The following is a 23657-nucleotide window of genomic DNA, read 5'->3' on the forward strand; positions in this document are numbered from 1 at the left end:
GGACGGCCTGGGGCGGGCAGAAGAGGCGGACGGGGGCGAAGCGCGATTCCCCCAGTCCCTGGGAGATGTTCACGGGCACGCCGCGGTGGGTGATCAGGCCCTTGCAGAGGGCCGGGTCCAGGTCGCAGTTGCTGACCAGTGCGCGCCCACCGGGCAGGCACACCTGGCCGCCGTGGGTGTGGCCCGCGAAGACAATGTCAGCCCCGTCCCGCGCGAAGCGGTCCAGGGTGCGCAGGTACGGTGCGTGGGCCACACCGATGCGGACGCCCGGGGCCTCGGTGCCGGGCGCAGGGAAGCCGGGGTGGCGGTCGTAGTGCAGGTGGGGATCGTCCACGCCCGAGAAGTCGATGAGCGTGCCCGCAATGCGCAGCCGGTCGGAGCGGTTGACGAGGCCCGTCCAGCCGCGCTCGTCGAAGGCCCGGTGCATGTCCTCGGTGGGCAGCCGCGGGGCCTCGTCCTTCTTCTCGCTCGCGGTGGTGCGCCACAGGTAGCGGGCCGGGTTCTTGGGGCGCGGCGCGAAGTAGCAGTTGGACCCGGGCACGTACACGCCCGGGAAGGCGAAGAGCGGCCCCAGGATCTCCAGCAGGTACGGCAGCGCGGCCATGTGGGAGAGGTTGTCGCCCGTGTCCACCACCAGGTCCGGCTCCAGCGCCGCGAGGGAGTGCACGAAGCGCTTCTTGGCCTCCTGGCCCGGCACGGTGTGGAGGTCGGAGATATGCAGGATCCGCAGCGGCCGCGAGCCCGCGGGCAGCACCCGCACGGTCTCCTCCCGCAGCTGGAAGCGTCGGCGTTCGCCGAACACCGCCCAGCCGAGCGTTCCCGCACCCGTGGCGACGAGGCCCGCCCCGGCCCCCGCGAGGATGCGGGTGACCGGGGCGGGCGAACCGGAGCTGCGGCTCATCACTTCTTCGTGGACAGCACGCTGGCGGGGGGCTCGGAGAACGGCTTGGTGCTGTAGCTCGGAGCCACCTCCTGCATGTACTTCTGCCACTGCCCACCGGCATAGGTGGCACCGTCCACCCAGTCCGTGCCCGATCCGCCGCTCTTGCCGCCGATGTTCAGCCCGTTGAGGGAGCGGGAACCGTACTGGTAGTTGCCCACCCACGAGGCGGTGGCGAGCCCCTTGGTGTAGCCGAGCATCCAGGTCTGCGTGGAGTTGTCCGTGGTGCCGGTCTTGGCGGCCGAGGCGTTCGGCAGTCCGATCCCGCGCTGGTACGCGGACCCCTTCACGAGCACCTGTTCCAGGACGTGGTTCACGCCCTGGGCCACTTCCTTCTTGATGACCTGCTGGCACTTGTCCGCGGGGACCTCGTAGGTCTTGCCGCGGGCGTCGCGCACGTCGGTGATGGCGCGGGGTTCGCACATCACGCCGTCGTTCGCGAACGCGGAGAACGCCCGGGCCATGGTCATGGGGGAGATGTCCGCCGAGCCACCCAGCAGGGCGGAGAGCACGGTGGTGTCCACCGGGTCCCCGGTCTTGCCGTCGTGGATGCCCAGCGCCTTGGTGATGTTCCCGATGGCGCACAGGTCCAGGTCCGCGGCCATGGCGTAGAGGGCCGAGTTGATGGAGTTGTAGATGCCGTAGTCCACGTCCATCACCTTGTTGTAGCCCTCGGTGGCGTTCTGGAAGGACAGGCCGTTGCCGTCCGTGCCGGGCTCGATCTTGTACCCGTTGGGAAGGCACGAGGCCTTCCACTGGTAGTCCGCCGGGTAGTTCAGCCTCCGGGCGTCGATGCTCGCCTTCACGCCCTTGCCCGAGTTGATCCACTCGGCCAGGGTGAACGGCTTGAACGTGGAGCCCACCTGGAAGCCGCCCGCGCCGCCCACGTTGGAGTCCACGTTGAAGTTGTACGTGGTGTTGGAGTCGCCCTCGGCACCCGAGTAGTTGGTGTTCTGCGCCATGGAGACCACGTGGCCGTTGCCGGGCTCCAGGGAGATCAGCGCCGTGGACACGTTGTCCGGGTTGTTGTCCTTGGGCTGCGTGGCGTTGACCTGGGTCTCGGCCGCCTTCTGGGCCTTGGGGTCCAGCGTGGTCCTGATGGTCAGACCGCCGCGCTGCAGCGTGGCCAGGCGCTCCTCCGGCGTGGCGCCGTAGGTGTCCGACTGCATGACCTGGTTCTCCACGTAGTCGCAGAAGTACGGAGCGGACTTGGCCGCGGTGCACCCGGAGCTGGTGTGGTGGATGTCCAGGTTCATGGGCTCCTTGGCGGCCTGCTCCGCCTGCTGCCGGGTGATGGCACCGGTCTGCACCATGGTGTCCAGGACGATGCTGCGCCGCTGCGTGGAGGCCTCCGGATTGACCTCGGGGTTGTAGTAGTTGGGGGACTGCACCATGCCCGCCAGGGTGGCGGACTGGGCGATGCTCAGCTCGGAGGCGTGGATTCCCCAGAAGTACTGGGACGCTGCCTCCACCCCGTAGTTGGAGCCGCCGAAGAGGACGACGTTGAGGTAGCCCTCCAGGATCTCGTCCTTGGACTTCTCCTGCTCCATGGAGATGGCGAGCTTCATCTCCTTGATCTTGTCCACCACGCCCTTGTCCGCGCCGATGGTGCTGGCCTGCTCACCATTGCGGACCTGCTGGTCGATGATGAGGTTGTTCACGTACTGCTGCGTGATGGTGGAGGCGCCCTGGCGGTTGCTCGGACGCAGCAGATTGTTGCCGATCGCGCGCACGATGCCCCACGGGTCCACACCGCCGTGGTCGTAGAAGTCACGGTCCTCGATGGAGAGCAGCGCCTTCTGCATGTTGGGGGAGATCTCCTTCAGCGGCACCGGCTCGCGGTTCTGCGCGAAGAACTTGGCGATCTCCGTGCCGTCCTTGGCCACCACGGTGGAACTCTGGGACACCGGCCCCGACTCCATGTCCGAGGGCAGGGACTTGAACCATCCGATGGAGGCGTTCGCGGCCGCTCCTGCGGCCGCGGCGGGGGGGATGAGAAGCCCGGCCGCCACCACTCCGGCCACGACGGCGACGGCGATGAACGCGACGACGTTGCCCAGAACCGAGGTGGGCTCGGAGCCCGAGTTTTTGCGTGATGCCATTGCGCCAGTCTACAAGCCGGGCCCGCACGGACGGGCCACAGCGCGGGGCGGCCCACTGTGATTTTCCCGGGGCGGGTCTCGCCCGGTCAGGGGCCGGGACCAGTAGTGTGGGGCCATGACCACTTGGGAATACGCCACCGTGCCGCTCATGATCCACGCCACCAAGCAGATTCTGGACAACTGGGGGGACGACGGCTGGGAGCTCGTCACCGTCCTGCCCGGAACCCAGGCCGCGGACACCCCGGCCGGGAACATGAACGCGCCGGCGCAGACCAACCCGATCGCCTACTTCAAGCGCCCCAAGAACTGACGTGGAGAGGCCGGACGCCATGAGCGGCACCTGTGAGCAGCGTCTCGCGCAGCTCGGTCTCGAGCTGCCGGAGGTGGCCCGTCCGCTGGCGGCCTACGCCCCGGCGGTCGTGACCGGCTCTTACGTCTACACCGCGGGGCAGCTGCCCCTGGTCTCCGGGTCGCTGCCGGCCACGGGCGTGGTCAGCGAGTCCGGCGCCGAGGGGACCGTGTCCCCGGAGCGCGCGGCGGAGCTGGCCGAGCGGTGCGCGCTGAACGCCATTGCGGCCGTGAAGTCCCAGATCGAGGACCTGGAACGGGTCCGCCGCGTGGTCAAGGTCACCGGGTTCGTGGCGTCCGCCCCGGACTTCCACGGCCAGCCCGCCGTGGTGGACGGCGCGTCCACGCTGCTGGGCCGGGTCTTCGGCGCGGCCGGGGTGCATGCCCGCTCCGCCGTGGGTGTGAGCGTGCTGCCGCTGAACTCGCCCGTGGAGGTCGAGCTGATCGTCGAGTTCGCCTGAGCATGGCCGCTCCCCCCGGGAACGAGCGCATCTTCACGGTGCCCCGTGCCTACTCCAAGGCGGCGCGGGCGTGGCTCGAGCGCGGGCTGGGCCTGCACGGTTCCGCCCCGCGCCACGGCGCCGCCACGGTGTTCGTGCGGGACGGCGAGAACGGGGTGGAGACGCTCATGCTGCACCGCCCCGGGCGGCAGTCCATGGGCACCCTGTCCTTCCCCGGGGGCATCACCGAGTCCAGCGACGACGAACCCCTGGACTGGCGCGGGCACTCGTCCGCGGACTGGGCGCACCGCCTGCTCTCGGACGACATTGGCCTGGCGCGGCGCAGCGTGGTCACGGCGGCCCGCAAGACCTTCGTGGAGACGGGCATCCTGTTCGCCGGCGCACCCACGCACGGGGTGGCCGAGAACGTGGAGGGCGTGGACTGGATGCGTTCACGCGAGCAGCTGGCCGCGGAGGAGATCTCCTTCGCGGACCTGCTGGCCAAGCGCAGCATGGCCTTCCACAGCGAGTGCCTCCGTCCGCTGTCCCACTGGGTCACCTCGGACTTCGTGCACCAGCGCGTGGACCTCTACTTCTTCGCCGCCGCCGTGCCCGTGGGCCAGCGCCCGGCACCGCTGGCCACCCAGCAGGGCCGTGCCTGGCTCGGGTGGGTGGACGCGCGGATGCTGCTGCAGGACCCCTGGTCCACCCCCGTGCCCAAGCTGTTCCGCAGCGAGTCCGAGGACTCCGCCCAGACCGGGGACCCGGGGCACTTCGACCTCATGGAACTCACCACCCCGGGGGTGCAGGGTGCCGTGGAGGCGGTGGCCGAGGCGGGCTCCGCGGTGGCGTTCCTCGCGGCGCGGCGGGACCTGCGGGTCAGGAGTCCACGGCTGGACCTGCGCGACGGCGAGCCCGTCCTCGTCCTCGACGGGTGAGCCCCCACTGACGACGACGCCCGCGGCACGTGCCGCGGGCGTCGTCGTCAGTGGGGTGGAACGGGTCAGCGCGAGCGCTGCTTGAGTCGCTGCAGGTCCAGGATGACCACGGCGCGGGCCTCGAGGCGGATCCAGCCGCGCTGCACGAACTCGGCGAGAGCCTTGTTGACGGTCTCGCGGGAGGCGCCCACCAGCTGGGCGAGCTCCTCCTGGGTGAGCTCGTGGGCCACCAGGATGCCGTCCGTGGCGGGGCGCCCGAAGCGGTCCGCGAGGTCCAGCAGGGCCTTGGCCACACGGCCGGGGACGTCCGAGAACACGAGGTCCGCGAGGTTCTCGTTGGTGCGGCGCAGCCGGCGCGCGAGCGCCTGGAGCAGCTGGGCGGAGACCTCGGGGGAGCGCTGGATGACCTTGCGCAGGTTCTCATGCTTGAGCCCGGCCAGGCGGGTCTCGGAGACGGCGGTGGCCGAGGTGGAGCGGGGGCTGGGGTCGAACAGCGCCATCTCGCCGAAGATCTCACCCGGGCCCATGACGGCCACCAGGTTCTCGCGGCCGTCGCTCGCGGTGCGGCCGAGCTTCATCTTGCCGGAGACGATGAAGTAGAGCTGGTCTCCCGGGTCTCCCTCGTGGAACAGGGTGGCTCCGCGGGAGAGATCCACCTCGGTGATCTCCTCGGTCAGAGCGGCGAACGCCTCGTCGTCCAGGGAAGCGAACAGCGGAGCGCGGCGTAGGACGTCTGTATCCAAGGTAAAACTCCTCACGAAGAAGGGGTGAGCCCATATGATGCGCGGGCCTCGTGCATGACTACGGTCCATCGTAACGAGTTTCACACCGTTCGGGTCCACCTGTGGGGTTGTGCCCAGTGTGAACGTCCAGTGAACGCGCCGCGCGCACCCGGGTGAACAGCACGTGTTCTCCGGATTGCCCGGCCACCCGGTCCACCCCCGTATGCTCGATCCGACACGCGCCCGATCCCCGCGTTACCCCCACCCGTGAGGACCGTCATGACCCTTGCCCCGAACCTGCTCGACGTGCTGCTCATCCTGGTGCTCGTGGCCTATCTGGTCGCGGGGTTCCGGCGCGGTTTCTTCCGCTCGTTCGCGGCCCTGCTGGGCCTGGTGCTGGGCGCGGTGCTGGCGTTCTGGGCGGGTCCCGTGGTGGCGGCCTATGCCTCCGGGCAGTGGCAGGTGCCCACCGTGCTGCTCACGGTCCTGGTCTCGCTCGCGCTGGGCGAGTTCCTGGGCTCCCTGCTGGGGGGTGCGCTCTCCCGGGCGCTGGAGAAGTCCGGGGTGGGCATCCTGGACCGCCTGGGCGGTGCGGTGCTGAACGTGGTGGTTGCGGCGCTGCTCATGTCCCTCCTGGGCTCCCTGGTGGGGCAGATGGGCATTCCCGCACTGTCCCAGCAGGTGGCGTCCTCCCAGGTGCTGCGGGGCATCGAACGGCTCACCCCGGACCCCGTGCGCCACGCCATGACCCAGACCCGCAACGCGATCAGCGGCGCGCAGGGCATCCGGCAGCTGGACGAGCTGCTGTTCCCCACGGAGGCGGCTCCGGACCCGAAGGACACCCCGGACTCGCAGACCGTGGCGGACGCGGGCCAGTCCGTGGTGCAGGTCTACGGGACGGCCGCCCAGTGCGCGCAGAACCAGACCGGCTCCGGGTTCGTGGCCCAGCCGGGCACCGTGGTCACCAACGCCCACGTGGTGGCCGGCGTGGACCAGCCGGTGGTGGAGACCCGAGACGGCCGGGTCTACCAGGCGCAGACGGTGCACTACGACGCCGCCTCGGACCTCGCGGTGCTGCGCGTCCCGGACCTGCCGGAGTCACCGCTGCCCCTGGAGAGCTCCGTGACCCCGGGCGAGGCCGTGTCCTTCGCGGGCTACCCCCTGGGCGGGCCCTACACGCTGCGCCCCGCCACGGTCCAGGGCGAGGCCGTCGCACCCGTGCAGAACGTGACCACGGGCGAGACCCAGACCCGCAGCATCATCCAGATTGCCGGCAAGGTGGAGCAGGGCAACTCCGGCGGGCCGCTGCTCAACGGCTCCGGGCACGTGGTGGGCGTGGTGTTCGCCAAGGCCGTGCAGGGGGAGGCGGGGTACGTGATCCCCGTGGACCGGGTGCAGCAGGCCCTCACCGCGGCCGGGGACTCCACCCGGACCGTGGCCACGGGGCAGTGCGTGGCGGGCTGAGCCTCAGCCCAGCCCGAGGTTGCGGGCCACCACGTCCACGGCCAGTTCGTAGCCGAGCACCCCGGCACCGGCGATCACCGCGGTGGCCTGCGGGGACACGAACGAGGTGTGACGGAAGGACTCGCGGCGGTGCACGTTGGAGATGTGCACCTCCACCACCGGCATCTCGCACATCTCCAGGGCGTCGTGGACGGCCACGGAGTAGTGGGTCAGTGCCGCGGGGTTGATCACGACCCCGCACGCCTCCGTGCGCGCCCGCTGGATCCAGTCCACGAGCTGGCCCTCCCAGTTGGTCTGCTCGAACACGACCTCCAGCCCGTACGTCTGTGCCCGGGCGCGCACGTTCGTCTCGACGTCCGCGAGCGTGGTGTGCCCGTAGACCTCGGGCCTGCGCGTGCCCAGGGTGTTGAGGTTGGGCCCGTTGAGGACGTGGATCGGCAGCTCGCTCATGCCCCCATTCAAGCGCATCGACCCCGCGCACGGCCCCCGGGACGGGCGACGCCGCCGCGGTGCCTTCCGGGGAGAAGGCGCCGCGGCGGCGTCGTGGTCCGAGCCGGGCCGAGCCGTGCGGGGCAGCGGCAGGCGGCTGCGCGCCCGCACTGACGGCGGTGTGCGGACGGGCTACTTGGTACCGAGCGAGTCCACGATCTGCTGCATGACCGTCTGGTCCGCGAGGGTGGAGACGTCTCCCACGGGGCGGTCCTCCGCGACGTCCTTGAGCAGGCGGCGCATGATCTTCCCGGAGCGCGTCTTGGGCAGCTCGGGGACGATCAGCACCTTCTTGGGCTTGGCGATCGGGGAGATCTCCCGGCCCACGTGCGCGCGGATCTCCTCGGCGAGCTCGGTGGCGTCCCGGCCCTCGGCGGTGGCCTGGTCCGAGAGGATCACGAACGCGAAGACGGCCTGGCCCGTGGTCTCGTCCTTGGCGCCCACCACGGCGGCCTCCGCCACGGAGGGGTGGGAGACCAGGGCGGACTCGATCTCCGGGGTGGAGAGGCGGTGACCGGAGACGTTCATGACGTCGTCCACGCGGCCCAGGATCCAGACGTCGCCGTCCTTGTCCCGCTTGGCGCCGTCACCGGCGAAGTACTTGTCCCCGAACTGGCCCCAGTAGGTGTTCACGAAGCGCTCGTCGTCGCCCCAGATGGTGCGCAGCATGGACGGCCACGGCTTGCGGACCACGAGGAAGCCGTCCGTCTCGTTGGGGAGGGAGTTCCCGGCGTCGTCCACCACGTCCACGGCGATGCCCGGCAGCGGGACCTGCGCGGAACCCGGCTTGGCGGTGGTGACCCCGGGCAGCGGGGAGATCATCATGGCGCCGGTCTCGGTCTGCCACCAGGTGTCCACGATGGGGCAGCGCCCGCCGCCGATCACGCGGTGGAACCAGGTCCAGGCCTCCGGGTTGATGGCCTCGCCCACGGTGCCCAGCAGGCGCAGGGAGCTGAGGTCCCACTCGCCCGGGATCTCCTCGCCCCACTTCATCATGGTGCGGATGGCAGTGGGGGACGTGTAGAGGATGCTCACACCGTACTTCTGCACGATCTCCCAGAACCGGCCGCGGTGCGGGGAGTCCGGGGTGCCCTCGTAGATCACCTGGGTGGCGCCGTTCACGAGCGGTGCGTAGGTGATGTAGGTGTGGCCCGTGACCCACCCGACGTCCGCGGTGCACCAGTAGACGTCCGTCTCCGGCTTGAGGTCGAACACGTTCTTGTGCGTGAACGCGGCCTGGGTGAGGTAGCCGCCGGTGGTGTGCAGGATGCCCTTGGGCTTTCCTGTGGTGCCGGAGGTGTAGAGGATGAACAGCGGGTCCTCGGCGTTCTGCTCCGCGGGGGTGTGCTCGGTGGAGGCGTTCTCCACGGCCTCGTGCCACCACACGTCCCGGCCGTCCTGGAAGGCGACGTCCTCGCCGTTGCGCTGGACCACGACCACGTGCTGGACGGACTCGCCGCCCTTCTCCAGTGCGGCGTCCACCGCGGGCTTCAGCGTGGTGGGCTTGCCGCGGCGGTAGGAGCCGTCCGCGGTGACCACGAGCTTCGCCTCGCCGTCCTCGATGCGCGAGCGCAGGGCGTCCGCGGAGAAGCCGCCGAAGACCACCGAGTGGATCGCCCCGATGCGCGCGCACGCGAGCATGGTGATCACGGCCTCCGCGATCATGGGCAGGTACACGGCCACGCGGTCGCCCTTGGTGACGCCCAGCGACTCGAACGCGTTGGCGGCCTTGGAGACCTCGTCCTTGAGCTGCGCGTACGTGTAGACGGCGCTGTCCCCGGGCTCGCCCTCGAAGTACAGGGCCACGCGGTCACCGTTGCCGGCCGCCACGTGGCGGTCCACGGCGTTGTACGCGGCGTTCAGGGTGCCGTCCTGGAACCACTTGGCGAACGGCGGGTTGGACCAGTCCAGCACCTCGGTGAAGGGCGTGGACCACGTGAGCAGGTCGCGGGCCTGGCTCGCCCAGACCTCCTCCCCCTTTTCCTCCGCCTGCCGGTAGAGGTCCGCGGTGGCGTTGGCCTGCGCCGCGAACTCCTCGCTGGGGGCGAAGGTCTGGGGCTGGGCTGCTGCGGGATCCGGGGTCATGGTGCTCCTTCGCTGGGGCCGGTGCGCGCCGCTCGCACGGGCGCGTGGTGCAGTTCACATTCTCCGGTTCAGCCTAGTGGAACGGCGTGGGAGCGCTCCATCGTGCGCGGGTGCATGTCGGCCCGGTTCCGCGGTGCCCGGCGGGTTTGACCCCCGTCACGGCGCACAGCATGATCGAGGGCATGGAGACCCCCGCCGCCGCTGCCCACGTGCGATTCGTCCCGGCGCGGCAGGCGGAGCAGGCGGCCGCGCGGCGTCGTCGTGCCGGGGCGGAGACGGCCCTGGGGCGTACGCGACGTGCGCGGCGGATCCAGCGCATCCTCGCTCAGACGTACCCCTACGCCGTGGCGGAGCTGGACTTCGACGACGCCTGGCAGCTGCTCGTCGCCACCGTCCTGTCCGCGCAGACCACGGACGTCCGCGTCAACGCCGTGACCCCCGGGCTCTTCGCCGCGTACCCCGGCCCGCGCGAGCTCGCCGAGGCTCCCGCCGAGGACGTCCAGGAGATGGTGCGCTCCCTGGGGTTCTACCGCTCCAAGGCGCGCTCCATCCAGGCCCTGGCCACGCGCGTGGTGGACGAGTACGACGGCGCCGTGCCCGGCTCGCTCGCGGAGCTCGCGACCCTGCCCGGGGTGGGGCGCAAGACGGCGAACGTGGTGCTCGGCAACGCGTTCGGGGTGCCCGGGATCACCGTGGACACGCACTTCGGCAGGCTCGCCCGGCGGCTCGGGTGGACCGCGCAGGAGGACCCGGTGAAGGTGGAGGCGGACGTGGCCGCGCTGTTCCCGCCCGCTCTGTGGACCGAGCTGTCCCACGAGCTGATCTACCACGGGCGCCGGATCTGCCACGCCCGCAAACCCGCGTGCGGGGTGTGCCCCGTGGCGGACCTGTGCCCCTCCTACGGAGCGGGCCCCACGGACCCGGAGGCCGCGCGGGCCCTGCTGGGCTACGAACTGAAACCCGGCCGCGAGGAGCTGCTCGCCGGCTTCCTGGCGGGACGCACCCGGCGGCAGCTGCGCGCCGAGGGACACGCGCTCAGCGCGTGAGAGGACGGACGATGACCATTTCCCAGCCCCACCCGGGCGGCCCGCGCGAGCAGCTCGTGGAGCTCGCCCGCCACGGTGACTCCGTGCTGATGCAGGACCGCGAGCCCTGGCGGATCGGGCAGCTGGACGAGAACTTCCGGCACTCCGCCGTGCTCATCCTCTTCGGCGCGCTGGACCGCGTGCCCTCCGCGTACGCCGAGCACGCTGAGGGTCCCGGGCGGGACCTGGACGTGCTGCTGGTGCAGCGCGCCTCCACCTTGCGGGCGCACCCCGGGCAGGTGGCGTTTCCGGGCGGGCGCCTCGACCCGCCGGACGGCGAGCCCGGCACCACCCTGGAGACCCCCGGCGGGACCGTGAGCGCCCCGCACGTGCGCGCCGCACTGCGCGAGGCCCGCGAGGAGACCGGCGTGGACCCGGACGGCGTTGAGGTGCTCGGTGCACTGCACGAGGTGCCGCTGCCCGTGAGCAACCACCTGGTGACCCCCGTGATCGGGTGGTGGCGCAGCCAGTCGCCCGTGGACGTGGTGGACCACGCCGAGTCCTCCCTGGTGTTCCGCGTGCCGGTGCTGGACCTCATCAACCCCGCCCACCGCTACTACGCCACCGTGACCCGGGGGAACCAGACCTACAAGTCCCCCGCGTTCGACGTGCGGGTGGCCGGGGTGCCCGAGACCGTGACCGTGTGGGGGTTCACGGGGGTGGTGCTGGACCGCGTGCTTGAGTGGCTCGGGTGGTCCGTGGAGTGGGACCGCTCGGTGAAGCGGCCGGCGCCGGGGATGGGAGGCACGGCGTAGGGGCTCGGGTTCAGCAGGGGAGGTGCGGCACCACGTGCGCCGTGGCGTCCCGCTCACTTCGCGTCCGCGTAGGACGTGACCACGCTCGCGGCCACCGGGACCTCCACAGGCACCGCCCCGAACACCGTGTGCACCGCCTGCTCCGCGGCATGCTCCACGATCTGCTGCACCCGCTCCGCGTGCTCCTGCGCGCAGTGCACCATGACCTCGTCGTGCAGGAAGAACACGAGTTCCGCGTCCATCCCGGCGGTGTGCAGGCCCTGGCGGATGTGTCCGAGCCACGCGAGCGCCCACTCCGCGGCGGAGCCCTGCACCACGAAGTTCCGGGAGAACCGGCCATGGCTGCGGGACGCCTGCGCCGCGCGGCGCTCGCCGGCCTGCGTGTCCGTGGCGCGCTGCACCTCGAACCACTCCGGATCCGGCGCGGGGGACCAGCGGCCCAGGTACGTGCACACTTGCTGGCCGAGCTCGCCCACCCGCGCGGCGTGCTCCACGTACCCCACGGCGCGCGGGAACATGCGGGTGAGCTGCGGCATGAACCGCCCGCCGGCTCCGGACGTGGCGCCGTACATGGCCCCGAGCAGCGCCAGCTTCGCGTGGGAGCGCTCCGTGAGCTCCGAGCCGCGGGCCTGACCCTGCTGGGCAATGGACTCGTAAAGGTCGCGGCCGCGCGAGGCCTCGGCCAGGGCGTCGTCGCGCGCCAGGATGGCCAGCACCCGCGGTTCCAGCTGGGCGGCGTCCGCCACGACGAGCGCGTGGCCGGGGTCCGCGCGCACGGCGTCCCGGATGTACTTGGGGATCTGCAGGGCGCCCCCGCCGCGTGCCGCCCACCGGCCGGTGACGACGCCGCCCACCACGTACTCGGGGTGGAAGCGGCCGTCCTGCACCCATGTGTCCAGCCAGTGCCAGCCGGTGCTCGAGAACACGCGGGAGAGCTTCTTGTACTCCAGCACCGGAGCGACGGTGGCCACGCGCTGCTCCTGCGGCTGGCCGTTGACCAGGGTCCACTCCTGCAGCTTGAACGCGCGGGTGGTGTCCACGTCCACCCCAGCGTTGCGCAGGGCCTTGAGCAGCTCCACGGGCGAGTCCGGGTTCAACGTGGGCGCGGCCAGCGCCGCGCGGACCTGCTCCGCCAGCTCCTGCATGCGCTGCGGGCGCTCCTCGCCGGTCGGGCGGGGGCCGAGCATGTCCTCCAGGATCTGCTCGTGCACCGCGGGATCCCAGGGAATGCCACGGTGGCGCATGCCCGCCGCTACGAGGGCTCCCTGGGACTCCAGGCTGAGCAGCCGTTCGAGACGTTGTGGGTTCCGGGAGGTGGCACACGCGCTGGTCTGGGCGGCGAGCTCGGCGATCAGCTCCGTGACGCCCGGGCCGCGTTCCTCCGCAACCGCGAACAAGGAGCCCTGGTTGCTCGCCGCGGCGAGGGGCCGGGGCCCGGGAACGTGCCGCGGGTCCGCTGGTTCGAGCACGGGGCGGTAGTCGAGCGGGCGGGGTTCCCCGGCGTCGTCGAGCGCGCCCGAGCCGGGTGCGGTGGAGGCGGTGGCCAGGATGGTCGCGCACAGCCCCAGGTCCCGGCAGCGCGTGACCCACACTCCTGCGGCGCACAGCAGTGCGGCGGGCACGGAGGTGTCCTGCCAGGTCCACACCGGAGGCTGCACCCCGGCGCGCGCGGCGGCCTCCTCCCGCTGGACGACGACGCCCGGCAGCTCCTCGTCCGAGACGGCCAGTTCCTGCCCCGCGCGCTCGCCGTTGGCGGAGACCACCTGCAGGACCCAGGTCCCGGGCTCGGCGGCGGCCACCACGATGTGCATGGGCTTCATTATGGGGCGGGGTTCCGACAGCGGTGGTTCCCGTGGGCGCGACGAGGCCGTCCGCGTCGAACCGGAGGTGACACGGAACATGTGGTTCCCGGGGGCGCGCGACGAGACCTCCACCACACCGTCCGGGGTGCGGATCAGCACGGCGGTTCCCGCCTGCGTGCCACGACGCACCGGCGGACTCACCCGGCGGCGAGCACCTCGCGGGCGTGGGCGTACTTCTGCTCGAGCCGGGCGCGGGTCTCCGAGTCCAGGAGGGCCGTGCGGGCGGGATCGGTGTTGTCGTCCAGGTCCGCCTGCTTGACCACGCGCGCCAGGGGATCGGCGGCCACTCGGCGGTAGTAGTCGTCGTGCTCCTCGTCGGGGCGTCGGGTCATGGCGTCCACACCGGCGACGACGTCCGCCGGGAACTCCGCCCGGAGGTCGTCGAGGGTCACGGGGGTGTCCTCCACGACGTCGTGCAGCCACGCCACCACCTGGGCGGCCTCCAGCTGCTCCGCCGCGGCGTGGTGGCGCACCCGTTCCGCAACGCGGCGGGGGTGGTCGATGTAGTCGGCGCCGGTCTTGTCCGTCTGACCGTGGTGGGCGCGGGTGGCGATGTCCCGGGCGCGGTCCGTGAGCGTGCTCATGGGTTCTCCTCGACGGTGGCGGAGCGGCGATCCCGGACGTGCGGACGGGGAACCGTCCGCGCGGCTGGTCCGTGGCCGCCGGGCTCCGTGCGTACGTCCACTTCTACCGAGGGGCGGTGACACGCATAAGCGACCGGGACGGCGTCGGGGACGGCTGGGGGCAGTGCTCCGCGCGGCCGCCATCCGCCGCCCGCGCCGTCAGGTTGCGCGGGAACGCGGCCTGCGTTGCGCGGACAGGGGCGTGTGGGGCGTGCCGGGGAGAGTGGGAGACTCGGAGCCATGACGAGCGAGGACAACACCGAGCAGGACGTTCCCTGGGCCATGCAGCTCGTGGTGCGCCGGGACCGTGAGCGCCCCGCGCGGGAGGTGGACGTGGCGGAGGTGGCGGCGAGCGCCGTCGTGCGGCTGCTGGACGATCCGCGCAGCGCCCCCGGGGGACCGTGGCACGAGGCGGTGCGCACGTGGCGGGACGCGCAGATCCGCAAGCTCGTGCGGCGGGCGGACGGGAAGCGCTGGGACGACGTGCAGGAGCTGCCCGGGGTGACGGTCAGCCGCGAGGGGCCGGAGGGCAGCGGAGTGGCGGCCGTGCGGGCGTTCGTGCCGGCGCCGGTGCGGCCGCTGCCCAAGGCCCTGCACAAGCTGCAGGTCTCCGGGACGCAGTTCCCCGCGGACGGCCGCTCGCGCACGGAGGACGTGGTGGTGGCCGTGGAGGTGGCTCCGGGGCTGGGCATCTCCAGCGGGAAGCTCGCGGCGCAGTGCGGTCACGCGGCGCAGCTGGCGTGGGAGCAGATGCCCGACCACGTGCGCGAGCGCTGGCGCGCGGACGGGTTCCGGGTGCGGGTGGTGTTTCCCTCGGCGAGCGAGTGGGCGGGAGCGCAACGGCCGGTGACCGTGACCGACGCGGGGCTCACGGAGCTGGACGGCCCCACGGACACCACGCGGGCGTGGTGGTGAGGAGGGGCTTCGTGACCGTGCTGGGCGACCCCTCACGCGGTGGGTGACGGCCCGGCGGTGTGGGACGGGGCCTGTGGCCGGAGGGATTCTTCGTGCAGGTCGCGCAGGAACTGGCGGAGGATCCTTTCGCTGCGTCCCCAGTCCGAGACCACGAACGGGACCAGCGGCCGGCACGTGGCCTCCACCTCTGAACTCCCGTCCGAGGACGGTCGGATGGCGAAGCGCAACCGTTCGCCCCACGACCGGAACGAGGGCCCCGTTGCTGCCGCGCCACCTTGAACCGCGAGTGTCCGCAGCCCCAGCTCTTCATTTCCCTGGCACACCCGATCCACCACTCCCGGCACGTCCTCGGCAGGGACATCCAGATGGGCCCGGCCCTGGCAGCGGGCGCCGTAGACCGTGAGTTCCCACCCCTCGTCCCGGCGGACGCCGGGGCGCCAGGCCACAACGCTGAAGATGGCCACGGACACGCCCGCCACCACGGCGGCGGCCACGATGAACGGGGCGAACTCGCCGCTTGCCCAACGGAAGAGGAGCACCACGAGCCCCACATAGACGAACCAGAGGGCGAGGGCGCCGACGAGTGACTTGCGGGTGACGGGCTTGATGTCCATCCACCCACGCTGGCAGGTGCACCCCGCGGGGACAATGGCCCTCCGGCCAGACCTGGGCATCGTCACCGGATCGTGACGAGCCCCAGCCACAACTGATGGGCACGCCCGGAGGGCAGGGGAACACCCCGGCTCCCGATCCCTGCACGGCGTCCACCCTGCACACCCTGCCTCCATCTGTGGTGGAGGGCCGGGGCCTCCACAAACCGTCACCCTCGGGCCCACGCCCCGGTGCCGCCCGGCCACCGTGGGGGCATGACCAGCGCACACATCCTGGGCCCCGGGGCACCGCCCACGGATCCTCGCCGTCGGGCCCGGCGAACCGCTTCCGAGGCTGCCGCGGACCGGGCCCTGCCTGCCGCGGCAGGGGCCTGCACCGTCGGGTACTCCGGGTCCTACCCCCAGGGGCACCAGTCCCTGGACGCCCACCATCCCGGTAGTGCAGGTCTCCCAAGAGGTGCCCACGTCCCCGGTGCGCACGCCTGGGACGGTCCCATCGCCCCGAGGCTCTACACCGGTCAGGCCGTGTCCGCCGGGGCACCCGGCCGGCCGGGTGGTCGCGGTGTTCGCCTCTTCACCGACTCCCCGGACCTCGCGGAAGCGGTGGACGCCGTGTGCATCGGAGCCGGCGCGCAGCTCACGGTGACGCGCGAGAGCGGGGCGGCAGCGGCGTCGTCGGACCTGGTGCTCGTGGATGCCGACTGGCGCGGGGACGGTGTGCCGCCGGGATGCGTGGTGGTGGCGCTCGCCGGCAACGGGGACGCGTGGGACGTGGCCACTCGCTTCCAGGCGACCGCCGTGGTGGTGCTCCCGCACGCGGCGGCCTGGCTCGCGGAACTGGTGTCCCGGTCCACCCAGCAGACGGCGGAGAGCGCGCTCGGGCGGGTGTACGGCGTCGTGGGCGCCACCGGGGGAGTGGGGGCCTCCACTGTGGCGTGCTGGCTCGCGGGTCACTTCGCCGCGCGGGGGACGGACACAGCGCTCGTGGACGGCGACCCCCTGGGCACCGGCCTGGACCTGGTGCTCGGGGAGGAGACCGAGGACGGGCTGCGCTGGCCCGAGCTGCACCAGTTCTCCGGCGCGGTGGCCGCGGACCAGCTGTGGGCCGCGATGCCCCGGGTGGACGCGCTGCGCTACCTCTCGTGGGACCGCCACGCCACGCACGCGGACACCGTTCCCTCGGCCACCGTGATCTCCGCCCTGCGCGGGGCCGCCGCGGTGCAGGTGGTGGACCTCTCCCGCGCGGACCTCGCCCGGCAGGCGCCCTGGTGCGACGCCGTGGTGGTCCTCGCACCCCGCACGGTGCGCGGGGTGCTGGCCGCCGAGCACGCCGTGCTCACGTGCGGTGCGGTGCCCGCGGTCACGGTGCTCGCGGGCCTCAACGTGGCCGACGTCGAACCCCGCGTTCTCGCGGAGGCCACCGGTGCGCCGTGCGTGGCCACCCTCGCGTTCGACCCCCGCGTGCCGCAGCATCTGGACGACGGCTCCGTCCTGCGCCGGGGTCGGATCTCCCGGCACACCAAGGCCGTGGCCCGCATTGCGGACGCCCTGGAGGGGATCTCGTGAACCCCGCGTCCCCCGGTGTGCAGGGCCACGATCCGGCCGCCGTGCTCGACGACGCGTTCGTGGCGCAGGTGCGCGAACGGCTGCTCGCGGAGGGCGGCGCCGTCACCGACACCCGGATCGCCCGTGCCGTGCGGGAGACCGGGCGGGTGCTCGGCGCCGTGGGCTCGGTCCGGGCCGCCCAGCACGTGAAGGCGCAGCTGACCGGGCTCGGGCCCCTGGAGCCGCTGCTGCCCGTGGAGGGCCTGAGCGACGTGTACGTCAACGGGCACGAGAACGTCTTCGTGGAGACCATCGAGGGCATCCGGCGGGTGGCCTCGCCGTTCACCGCGGAGTCCCAGGTGCGGGCCCTCGCGGTCCGCCTGGTCACCGCGGCGGGAAGGCGGCTGGACGACGGCCACCCGTGCGTGGACGTGCAGACCGCGACGGGCCTGCGGGTGCACGCGGTCATCCCGCCGGTGTCCACGGGTGGGACGCTGCTCTCGATCCGCTTCCGGGCACCGCAACGGCTGTCGCTCGCGGACCTGGTGGCCTCGGGGAGCGTCCACCCGTTCGTCGCGGACGTCCTCACGGACGCGGTGGCCGCCCGCGTGAACCTCATGATCAGCGGGGCCACCGGCTCCGGCAAGACCACCGTGCTCTCCGCGCTGCTCTCCCAGTGCCCGCCGGAGCAGCGGCTCGTGCTCGTGGAGGACGCCGCCGAGCTGGACCCCGAGCACCCGCACGTGGTGGGGCTGCAGTCCCGCCAGGAGAACGTGGAGGGAGCGGGGTCCGTGGACCTCGCGGACCTCGTGCGCCAGGCCCTGCGGATGCGCCCCGACTGGCTCGTGGTGGGGGAGTGCCGCGGTGCGGAGGTGCGCGAGCTGCTCACCGCGCTGAACACCGGGCACTCCGGTGCCGGGACGGTGCACGCGAACTCGGCCCGTGCCGTGCCCGCCCGTCTCGCCGCGCTGGGGTCGCTGGCCGGGCTCGGGCGGGAGGCCGTGGACCTGCAGGCCGCGAGCGCCCTGGACGTGGTGGCCCACGTGAGCCGCACCCCCGCCGGGCGGCGCCTGGACTCGGTGTGCACCCTGCACCTCGACGACGGCGTGCTCACCACCCGCCCCGCCCTCACCGTGACCTCCGGGCAGCCGGGGAAGGGCCCCGGGTGGCCGCGACTGGCCGCCCTGCTGTCCCGGGGGCGTGATGTCCCGTGCTGATCCCTGTCCTCTCCGGCGCCCTCGTGCTGCTTGCCCTGCTGGTGTGGAGCGGCATGCCCGGGACCGCCGCCCGCGCTCGCGCGCTCCTGCCGGCTCGCCCCGGCACCGCCAACGACCCCTCCGCCCCCGGGCTGCTGGCGCGCTGGCGCCGGGACCGGGCCGCGGAGGCCATGCAGTGGGTCACCGCGGTGCGGCGGCTCGCGGCACTGCTCCACGCGGGCCGTGCCCCGGCGGCCGTGTTCGGGGAGCTCGCCCCGGCGGCCGCGGGCTCCGATCCCACACGACGTTGGATCGCCCGCGTGTGCCGGGAGGTGGCTGCCGCCGCGCAGGTGGGAGTCCCGGTCTCCACGGCCCTCGCCCAGTTCGCACGTCGCCCCGCGCCCGTGGGGGACCGGATGCTCTCCGCGACCGCCCGTTCGGTGTGCGCGCAGCTCGCGGCGTGCTGGGAGATCTCGGAGCGCTCCGGGGCCTCCCTGGCCCAGACGCTCTCGGGGGTGGCCCAGTCCCTCGAGTCCCAGCTGGACGCCCAGGCCGCCCGGGAGAGCGCGCTCGCCGGGCCGCGCGTCACCGTCCGCACGCTCTCGTGGCTCCCCGTTCTGGCACTGGGCCTCGGCGTGCTCATGGGCACCGATCCCGTGACCACGCTGCTCACCACCGTGTGGGGGCGCGTGGCACTCGCCGCGGGCGCCGCGCTGAGCATCGCCGGGCGGCTCTGGACGCGCGCCCTCATGCACCGCGCCGAGGCGGTGACCGGGCCATGATCGCCTCCCTCCTGGCCGGGCTGCTCGCTGGCGGCGGTCTCCTGCTCTGGCTCACTCCCGGTTCACGCATCCCCACCACCGCACGACGACGCCGCCGTGCCGGTGGTGACCGTGCGGCGTCGTCCGAGCAGTTCCCGGCCCTGCCCGCGGCCGCGCTCGTGGAGCTGACCGCCTGCCAGCTGGATGCCGGTCTGCCGCTCGCGGAAGTTCTGGGAGTGCTGGCCGAGAGCTGCGCCGGCACGGCCCACCCCGAGCTCGCACAGGTGGCCGGGGCACTGCGCCTCGGACTGCCGTGGGACACCGCGTGGCCCGGTGACCGGGAGCTCAGCCGCGAGATGCGGGACGTCCGCGACGCGCTGGAGTTCACGGCCACGTCTGCGACCGCGTCCGCGTCCGCGCTGCGCGGCCAGGCGGAACTGGTGCGACGCGCCCAGTACCGGCGCGCGGAACGGGCGGCCGAGGCGCTCGCCGTGCAGCTCGTCCTGCCCCTGGGCCTGTGCTTCCTGCCCGCCTTCATGTGCTGGGGAGTGGTGCCCGTGCTCATGAGCCTGCTGCCCCGGGTGTTCGGGTCATGAGCGGCCGTCCGAACTCGGTGCTGATGCGGCCGAGGGGGCCGCCCGGACCGGTCGTGGCCGTCCCCGGAGATACCGGTAGACCGCCCGCACCGCCCATCCACCGCACGACCCGTCGAACACTTGCACGACCCACCGAAGAGGAGAACCACCATGTCCACGACCACCCTTGCCGCAGCACCCACCGGATTCCGCCCCGAGCACGAGGAGACGCGCCCGCACGCAACGCAGTGCCCGCCGCCGTGGAGCGGGGGCGCCGGGGCCACCGAGATCCCGGGGGAGCGGATGGCCCGGTCCGCCCCGGAGTGGGACGCCGACCGGGATTTCGCGCCGGGCGCCGATCCGCACCGCGAGGGGCAGGCCCTCGCCCCGCTGAACTGGAACGACCCCGACCTCGGGGCGTCCACCGCCGAGTACGCGGTCATCGTGCTGGCCGCCGCCGCGTTCGGCGGGGTGATGGCCGCGGTGCTCTCCTCGGACTCCGTGTCCGGGATGCTGCTCGGGATCATCCAGAAGGCGCTGTCCTTCTGACGCGCCGGGTCCGGCAGGCGGGGTGCGGGGCCGCCGGTTCCGCACCCCGCCCGAGGTGGCGCCGCTGCGGGAATGCCACCACTACAAGCCGGTCCACCGCAGATCGGGAGAGGAGAGGCTCCACATGAGACAACACAGACCGGCACGTTCGTCCCGGTCCGATCCTGACCGGGGCGCGGTGACGGTGGAGACCGCCGTGATCATGCCCGCCCTCGTCCTGCTGCTCGCGGTCCTCCTGGCAGCCGCGGCTGCGGGGATGACCACGCTGCGGTTCGAGGAAGCGGCCCGGGCGTCGGCGCGTGCTGCGGCACGCGGCGAGAGCAGCGCCGTCGTGGAGAGCACCGCGCGGGAGATCGCCGGGGACACCGCCTCCGTGGCGGTCGGAGCCGCAGCGGACCGTGTGACCGTGACGATCAGCGGACCGGCCCCCGGCATCCTGGGCCGGTGGAGCACCTGGCGGCTCGACGCCCACGCGAGTGCCGCGGTGGAGAGCCCCGCGGGCGCGCCGTCGGACGGCGGCTCGGGCGGCTCCGGCAGACGCGGTACCGGGGGCGAGGGTGGCGCGGCCGACGGTCCGGACCCGGTCGGTGGAGAGAAGGGAGCCGGTGGTGGAGCACCGTGACGAGGGCTCCGGCACGGTGCACGGGCTCACCCTGGCCGCTGTGCTGTGCACGCTGCTGCTCGCCCTGCTGCTGGTCGCGCAGGCGGGCATCGCCACCCACCGGGCCGCCAAGGCCGCGGACCTGGCGGCGCTCGCGGCGGCGGACGTCGCCCGGGGCCTGCGGCCCGGCATCCCGTGCGAGGAGGCCGCCCGGGTGGCCGGCGAGAACGGGGCGGAGGTGGCCGCGTGCGCGGTGCTGGAACCCGAGAGGACCTCGGTGGACGTCACCGCGGCCATCGAGCTGCCCCCGCCGCTGACCGCCCTCGGTCCAGCTCGCGGGGTGTCCCGCGCCGGACCGCCACCGGGGGAGCCGTGATGATTGCGTCCCCTGAGGCGCCCCGGGCGGGGACGGCCGGAGCCGGATGGCACCGGCAGAAACCGGATGGCACAGGCCGGTGTCGTGTGAGGAAGAACGCCGCCGTCTGGCGCCCGCGGCCGCCCGAACGGAACCCGCTCACGGGGCGAAGCGCAGCACCCCGTTGAGCAACTTCAGGGCTCCGGCCTTGTCCAGGGGGTTGTTGCGATTGCCGCACTTGGGGGACTGCACGCACGAGGGGCACCCGGACTCGCACTCGCACTGGGCGATGGCATCCCGGGTGGCCGTGATCCAGCGCCGGAACATCTCGTAGCCCCGCTCGGCGAAACCGGCCCCGCCGGGGTGGCCGTCGTGCACGAAGATGGTGGGCAGCTCGGTGTCCACGTGCAGGGCGGTGGACAGCCCGCCCACGTCCCAGCGGTCGCACGAGGCGAGCAGGGGGAGCAGCCCGATCATGGCGTGCTCCGCGGCGTGCAGGGCCCCCGGAATGTCCGGCTCCTCGATGCCCATGGCGGCCAGCTGCGGACCGGAGACCGTGAACCACGTGGCCACGGTGGACAGCTGCCGGGGCGGGAGCTCCAGCGGCTCCTCCCCGGCCACCTCGTTGGATGCCACGAGCTTGCGCTGGTAGCTGACCACCTGGGTGGTCACGTCCACGGAACCGCGGTGGATGCTCACCGGACCCCACTGCGCCGACTCCGCCACGGAGACCACCCGCACCTCGGTGACGTCCCGGGCCACGGTGTAGAAGTCCGGGAACGCCCGGCGCACCGCGGCCACGTGCAGCTCCTCGTCCAGCTCGTCCACCAGGTAGGTCCTGCCCTGGTGCACGTACACCGCTCCCGGGTGCGCCTGGTAGTGGGACTGCGGCGCACCCATCGTGCCCAGCACGGTGCCGGTGTCCGAGTCGATGATCTGCACCGGCCCGCCGTCCCCGGAGCGGATGGACACCATGCCCGCGGGCTGCTCGGACCGGGTCCAGAACCACCCCGTGGGGCGGCGCCGCAGGTGACCGGCCGCGGTGAGGGAGTCCAGCACCTCCCGGGCGGTGGGTCCGAAGACCGCCAGCTCATCGGGGCGCAGGGGCAGCTCGGCCGCGGCCGCGCACAGGTGCGGCGCCAGCACGTAGGGGTTGGAGGCCTCGAACACCGTGGCCTCCACGGGGACGTCGAAGATCGCCTCCGGGTGGTTCACCAGGTACCCGTCCAGGGGGTCGTCCCCGGCGATCAGCGCGGCCAGTGCGTGCTGGCCCGCCCGTCCGGCACGCCCGATCTGCTGCAGGAAGGAGGCGCGGGTCCCGGGCCACCCGGCGACCAGGACGGCGTCGAGTCCGGCGATGTCGATGCCCAGCTCCAGCGCGGACGTGCTCGCGACCCCCAGCAGGCGGCCGTCCCGCAGCTGCTGCTCCAGCTCGCGCCGCTCCTCCGGCAGGAAACCCGAGCGGTAGGCCGCCACCCGGTGGCCCAGCGAGGGATCAACCTCTTCCAGTTGCCGGTGGGCGGCCTGGGCAATCGTCTCCGCACCGCGGCGGGAGCGGATGAACGCGATCGTGCGGATCTGGCGCAGCACCAGGTCCGTGAGCATGTCCGAGGCCTCCGCGGTGACCGTGCGGCGTCGTGGAGCGCTGTTGTCCGAACCGCCGGGGGACTGCTCCGGCTCCCACAGCACCACCGTGCGCGAGCCGTGGGGAGAGGTGTCCTGCGTGATGGCCGTGACGTCCTCGGGGTCCGCGCCGACCAGTTTGGCGAACGAGTCCTGCGGCGCCGCGCTCGTGGCGGAGGCCCCGATGAACCGCGGGGACGCCCCGTAGTGCGCGGCGATCCGCGTGAGCCGGCGCAGCACCACCGCCACGTGGGACCCGAACACCCCGCGGTAGGAGTGGGCCTCGTCCACGATCACGTAGCGCAGCCGCCGGAAGAACCGGGACCAGCCGGCGTGGTGCGGCAGGATCCCGTGGTGCAGCATGTCCGGGTTGCAGAGGACCACGTCCGCGTGCTCCCGGATCCAGCGGCGCTCGCCGGGGTCCGTGTCCCCGTCGTACGTGGCGGCCCGGACGTCGTCGAAGCCCAGGGCGCGCAGCGAGCTCAGCTGGTCGGCGGCGAGCGCCTTGGTGGGGGAGAGGTACAGCGCGGTGGCCTCGTCCGGGTGGTGCAGCAGTCCGGGGCGTTCGGCCACGGCGAGCCTGCCCCGGTGGACGGCGTCCAGCACGAGGGACTGGTAGACGAGCGACTTGCCGGACGCGGTGCCCGTGGCCACGATCGCGTGCTTCGGCGCGTTCAGGGCGGCCACCTGGTGCGCGTAGGGCTCGTGGATGCCGAGGCGCTCGAAGGCCGCGGCCACGTCCGGGTGCACCCACTGCGGCCACGGGGCGTGCTCGGGACGGCGCTCCGGGATCTCGCGCACGTGGCGCACCTGCTCGGGACGCGGTCCGCGCCCGAGCAGGTCCACCATGTCCTGGGACATCCTCATGCCGTCATTCTCGCCCACCCGCCGGTGGACCACGAACGGACCCCGGGTTCCTGGGACGGAGTGCGCTCCGCGCCCCTGCCGCACCGCGCCCGGGGCGCCAGGCGGTCGCCGCACCGACCCCCGCCCGGCCTCCGGGGCCGCACCGCACCTCAACGGCGCCGCGCCGGTCTCCCGTCCGGCCCACGTCCCGAGCAGGCCGCCGGTGG

23 protein-coding genes are annotated in these 23657 nt (G+C 72.9%); 14 read left to right on the top strand and 9 right to left on the bottom strand.

Features of this window, described 5'->3' with window-relative positions:
- Both CWC38_RS03495 and CWC38_RS03500 read right to left on the bottom strand, forming a co-directional pair.
- A partial coding sequence (locus CWC38_RS03495; protein ID WP_121845443.1) for a metallophosphoesterase occupies positions 1–901 on the bottom strand: 901 nt, incomplete at its 3' end.
- Positions 901–3042 carry a transglycosylase domain-containing protein gene (locus CWC38_RS03500; RefSeq protein WP_121845444.1) on the bottom strand — a complete coding sequence of 714 codons (2142 nt, stop codon included), beginning with the start codon at positions 3040–3042 and terminating at the stop codon, positions 901–903. The genes CWC38_RS03495 and CWC38_RS03500, both read right to left, overlap by 1 nt.
- Positions 3043–3157: 115 nt before the next feature.
- Between CWC38_RS03500 and CWC38_RS03505 the strand changes: the two genes are divergently transcribed.
- From CWC38_RS03505 to CWC38_RS03515, 3 genes are read left to right on the top strand one after another with little or no spacing between them, the layout of a single operon-like run.
- Positions 3158–3352, top strand: coding sequence for a DUF4177 domain-containing protein (locus CWC38_RS03505; RefSeq protein WP_121845445.1), 195 nt, complete (start codon positions 3158–3160; stop codon positions 3350–3352).
- Positions 3353–3371: 19 nt separating this feature from the next.
- The gene (locus CWC38_RS03510; RefSeq protein WP_121845464.1) at positions 3372–3851 is read left to right on the top strand and encodes a RidA family protein; all 480 of its coding nucleotides are present in this window, start codon (positions 3372–3374) and stop codon (positions 3849–3851) included.
- A 2-nt stretch (positions 3852–3853) separates the two neighbouring features.
- A complete protein-coding gene (locus CWC38_RS03515; RefSeq protein WP_121845446.1) occupies positions 3854–4768 on the top strand; it encodes an NUDIX hydrolase in 915 nt (304 codons plus the stop codon).
- A gap of 65 nt (positions 4769–4833) precedes the next feature.
- Here the strand turns inward: CWC38_RS03515 and CWC38_RS03520 are convergent, their stop codons facing one another.
- Positions 4834–5511 carry a Crp/Fnr family transcriptional regulator gene (locus tag CWC38_RS03520; protein WP_121845447.1) on the bottom strand — a complete coding sequence of 226 codons (678 nt, stop codon included), beginning with the start codon at positions 5509–5511 and terminating at the stop codon, positions 4834–4836.
- A gap of 258 nt (positions 5512–5769) precedes the next feature.
- On the opposite strand from CWC38_RS03520, the gene CWC38_RS03525 reads away from it, so the two are divergent.
- Positions 5770–6954 carry a MarP family serine protease gene (locus tag CWC38_RS03525; protein WP_121845448.1) on the top strand — a complete coding sequence of 395 codons (1185 nt, stop codon included), beginning with the start codon at positions 5770–5772 and terminating at the stop codon, positions 6952–6954.
- A 3-nt stretch (positions 6955–6957) separates the two neighbouring features.
- Here CWC38_RS03525 and aroQ read toward each other — a convergent pair whose 3' ends face one another.
- Together aroQ and acs are read right to left on the bottom strand one after the other, a co-directional pair.
- Positions 6958–7404, bottom strand: a complete 447-nt coding sequence (gene aroQ, locus CWC38_RS03530; protein WP_165860325.1) for a type II 3-dehydroquinate dehydratase — start codon at positions 7402–7404, stop codon at positions 6958–6960.
- Positions 7405–7575: 171 nt separating this feature from the next.
- A complete protein-coding gene (gene acs / locus CWC38_RS03535) occupies positions 7576–9528 on the bottom strand; it encodes an acetate--CoA ligase (protein WP_121845450.1) in 1953 nt (650 codons plus the stop codon).
- Positions 9529–9710: 182 nt separating this feature from the next.
- On the opposite strand from acs, the gene nth reads away from it, so the two are divergent.
- Together nth and CWC38_RS03545 are read left to right on the top strand one after the other, a co-directional pair.
- Entirely contained in the window at positions 9711–10574 is an 864-nt protein-coding gene (nth, locus tag CWC38_RS03540) for an endonuclease III (RefSeq protein ID WP_206059848.1), read from the top strand.
- A gap of 11 nt (positions 10575–10585) precedes the next feature.
- Positions 10586–11368, top strand: a complete 783-nt coding sequence (locus CWC38_RS03545; protein ID WP_121845451.1) for an NUDIX hydrolase — start codon at positions 10586–10588, stop codon at positions 11366–11368.
- A gap of 53 nt (positions 11369–11421) precedes the next feature.
- Here the strand turns inward: CWC38_RS03545 and CWC38_RS03550 are convergent, their stop codons facing one another.
- Together CWC38_RS03550 and CWC38_RS03555 are read right to left on the bottom strand one after the other, a co-directional pair.
- Positions 11422–13179, bottom strand: a complete 1758-nt coding sequence (locus CWC38_RS03550) for a bifunctional 3'-5' exonuclease/DNA polymerase (RefSeq protein WP_165860326.1) — start codon at positions 13177–13179, stop codon at positions 11422–11424.
- 188 nt (positions 13180–13367) lie between these two features.
- Positions 13368–13814 (bottom strand): HD domain-containing protein, encoded by a 447-nt coding sequence (locus CWC38_RS03555; RefSeq protein ID WP_121845453.1) that lies wholly within the window; start codon positions 13812–13814, stop codon positions 13368–13370.
- A 279-nt stretch (positions 13815–14093) separates the two neighbouring features.
- Between CWC38_RS03555 and CWC38_RS03560 the strand changes: the two genes are divergently transcribed.
- Positions 14094–14768: an aminoacyl-tRNA hydrolase gene (locus CWC38_RS03560; RefSeq protein ID WP_206059849.1), complete on the top strand. Its 675-nt coding sequence runs from the start codon at positions 14094–14096 to the stop codon at positions 14766–14768.
- Between the two features lie 32 nt (positions 14769–14800).
- Here CWC38_RS03560 and CWC38_RS03565 read toward each other — a convergent pair whose 3' ends face one another.
- Positions 14801–15382, bottom strand: coding sequence for a hypothetical protein (locus CWC38_RS03565; protein ID WP_121845467.1), 582 nt, complete (start codon positions 15380–15382; stop codon positions 14801–14803).
- A 252-nt stretch (positions 15383–15634) separates the two neighbouring features.
- Here CWC38_RS03565 and ssd point away from each other — a divergent pair, with 252 nt between their 5' ends.
- From ssd to CWC38_RS03600, 7 genes are all read left to right on the top strand, one after another.
- Positions 15635–16945: a septum site-determining protein Ssd gene (gene ssd, locus CWC38_RS03570; RefSeq protein ID WP_121845454.1), complete on the top strand. Its 1311-nt coding sequence runs from the start codon at positions 15635–15637 to the stop codon at positions 16943–16945.
- Positions 16942–18141: a TadA family conjugal transfer-associated ATPase gene (locus CWC38_RS03575; RefSeq protein ID WP_121845455.1), complete on the top strand. Its 1200-nt coding sequence runs from the start codon at positions 16942–16944 to the stop codon at positions 18139–18141. The genes ssd and CWC38_RS03575 overlap by 4 nt, the downstream gene beginning before the upstream one ends.
- Positions 18135–18902: a type II secretion system F family protein gene (locus CWC38_RS03580; RefSeq protein WP_240625028.1), complete on the top strand. Its 768-nt coding sequence runs from the start codon at positions 18135–18137 to the stop codon at positions 18900–18902. Before CWC38_RS03575 ends, CWC38_RS03580 begins: the two co-directional genes overlap by 7 nt.
- A complete protein-coding gene (locus tag CWC38_RS03585; protein WP_121845456.1) occupies positions 18899–19477 on the top strand; it encodes a type II secretion system F family protein in 579 nt (192 codons plus the stop codon). Before CWC38_RS03580 ends, CWC38_RS03585 begins: the two co-directional genes overlap by 4 nt.
- A 150-nt stretch (positions 19478–19627) precedes the next feature.
- Positions 19628–20005 (top strand): DUF4244 domain-containing protein, encoded by a 378-nt coding sequence (locus CWC38_RS03590; protein WP_121845457.1) that lies wholly within the window; start codon positions 19628–19630, stop codon positions 20003–20005.
- A gap of 178 nt (positions 20006–20183) precedes the next feature.
- Entirely contained in the window at positions 20184–20627 is a 444-nt protein-coding gene (locus CWC38_RS03595) for a TadE family type IV pilus minor pilin (RefSeq protein WP_240625029.1), read from the top strand.
- Complete coding sequence (locus CWC38_RS03600; protein WP_121845469.1) at positions 20614–20982, top strand: Rv3654c family TadE-like protein; 369 nt, start codon at positions 20614–20616, stop codon at positions 20980–20982. Before CWC38_RS03595 ends, CWC38_RS03600 begins: the two co-directional genes overlap by 14 nt.
- Positions 20983–21120: 138 nt before the next feature.
- On the opposite strand, the gene CWC38_RS03605 is transcribed toward CWC38_RS03600, so the two are convergent.
- Entirely contained in the window at positions 21121–23451 is a 2331-nt protein-coding gene (locus CWC38_RS03605) for a DEAD/DEAH box helicase (protein WP_121845470.1), read from the bottom strand.
- Positions 23452–23657: the final 206 nt, after the last annotated feature.

The organism is Kocuria tytonicola, assembly GCF_003687455.1.
Taxonomy (GTDB): domain Bacteria; phylum Actinomycetota; class Actinomycetes; order Actinomycetales; family Micrococcaceae; genus Kocuria; species Kocuria tytonicola.

Bases quoted from the DNA above. Each gene is read 5' to 3' on its own strand.
- CWC38_RS03555 (WP_121845453.1), bottom strand. From the start codon at position 13,814: ATGAGCACGCTCACGGACCGCGCCCGGGACATCGCCACCCGCGCCCAC.
- CWC38_RS03605 (WP_121845470.1), bottom strand. From the start codon at position 23,451: ATGAGGATGTCCCAGGACATGGTGGACCTGCTCGGGCGCGGACCGCGT.
- ssd (WP_121845454.1), top strand. From the start codon at position 15,635: ATGACCAGCGCACACATCCTGGGCCCCGGGGCACCGCCCACGGATCCT.
- CWC38_RS03565 (WP_121845467.1), bottom strand. From the start codon at position 15,382: ATGGACATCAAGCCCGTCACCCGCAAGTCACTCGTCGGCGCCCTCGCC.
- CWC38_RS03560 (WP_206059849.1), top strand. From the start codon at position 14,094: ATGACGAGCGAGGACAACACCGAGCAGGACGTTCCCTGGGCCATGCAG.
- CWC38_RS03545 (WP_121845451.1), top strand. From the start codon at position 10,586: ATGACCATTTCCCAGCCCCACCCGGGCGGCCCGCGCGAGCAGCTCGTG.
- CWC38_RS03585 (WP_121845456.1), top strand. From the start codon at position 18,899: ATGATCGCCTCCCTCCTGGCCGGGCTGCTCGCTGGCGGCGGTCTCCTG.
- aroQ (WP_165860325.1), bottom strand. From the start codon at position 7,404: ATGAGCGAGCTGCCGATCCACGTCCTCAACGGGCCCAACCTCAACACC.
- acs (WP_121845450.1), bottom strand. From the start codon at position 9,528: ATGACCCCGGATCCCGCAGCAGCCCAGCCCCAGACCTTCGCCCCCAGC.
- nth (WP_206059848.1), top strand. From the start codon at position 9,711: ATGGAGACCCCCGCCGCCGCTGCCCACGTGCGATTCGTCCCGGCGCGG.
- CWC38_RS03505 (WP_121845445.1), top strand. From the start codon at position 3,158: ATGACCACTTGGGAATACGCCACCGTGCCGCTCATGATCCACGCCACC.
- CWC38_RS03550 (WP_165860326.1), bottom strand. From the start codon at position 13,179: ATGCACATCGTGGTGGCCGCCGCCGAGCCCGGGACCTGGGTCCTGCAG.
- CWC38_RS03590 (WP_121845457.1), top strand. From the start codon at position 19,628: ATGTCCACGACCACCCTTGCCGCAGCACCCACCGGATTCCGCCCCGAG.
- CWC38_RS03515 (WP_121845446.1), top strand. From the start codon at position 3,854: ATGGCCGCTCCCCCCGGGAACGAGCGCATCTTCACGGTGCCCCGTGCC.
- CWC38_RS03500 (WP_121845444.1), bottom strand. From the start codon at position 3,042: ATGGCATCACGCAAAAACTCGGGCTCCGAGCCCACCTCGGTTCTGGGC.
- CWC38_RS03510 (WP_121845464.1), top strand. From the start codon at position 3,372: ATGAGCGGCACCTGTGAGCAGCGTCTCGCGCAGCTCGGTCTCGAGCTG.
- CWC38_RS03525 (WP_121845448.1), top strand. From the start codon at position 5,770: ATGACCCTTGCCCCGAACCTGCTCGACGTGCTGCTCATCCTGGTGCTC.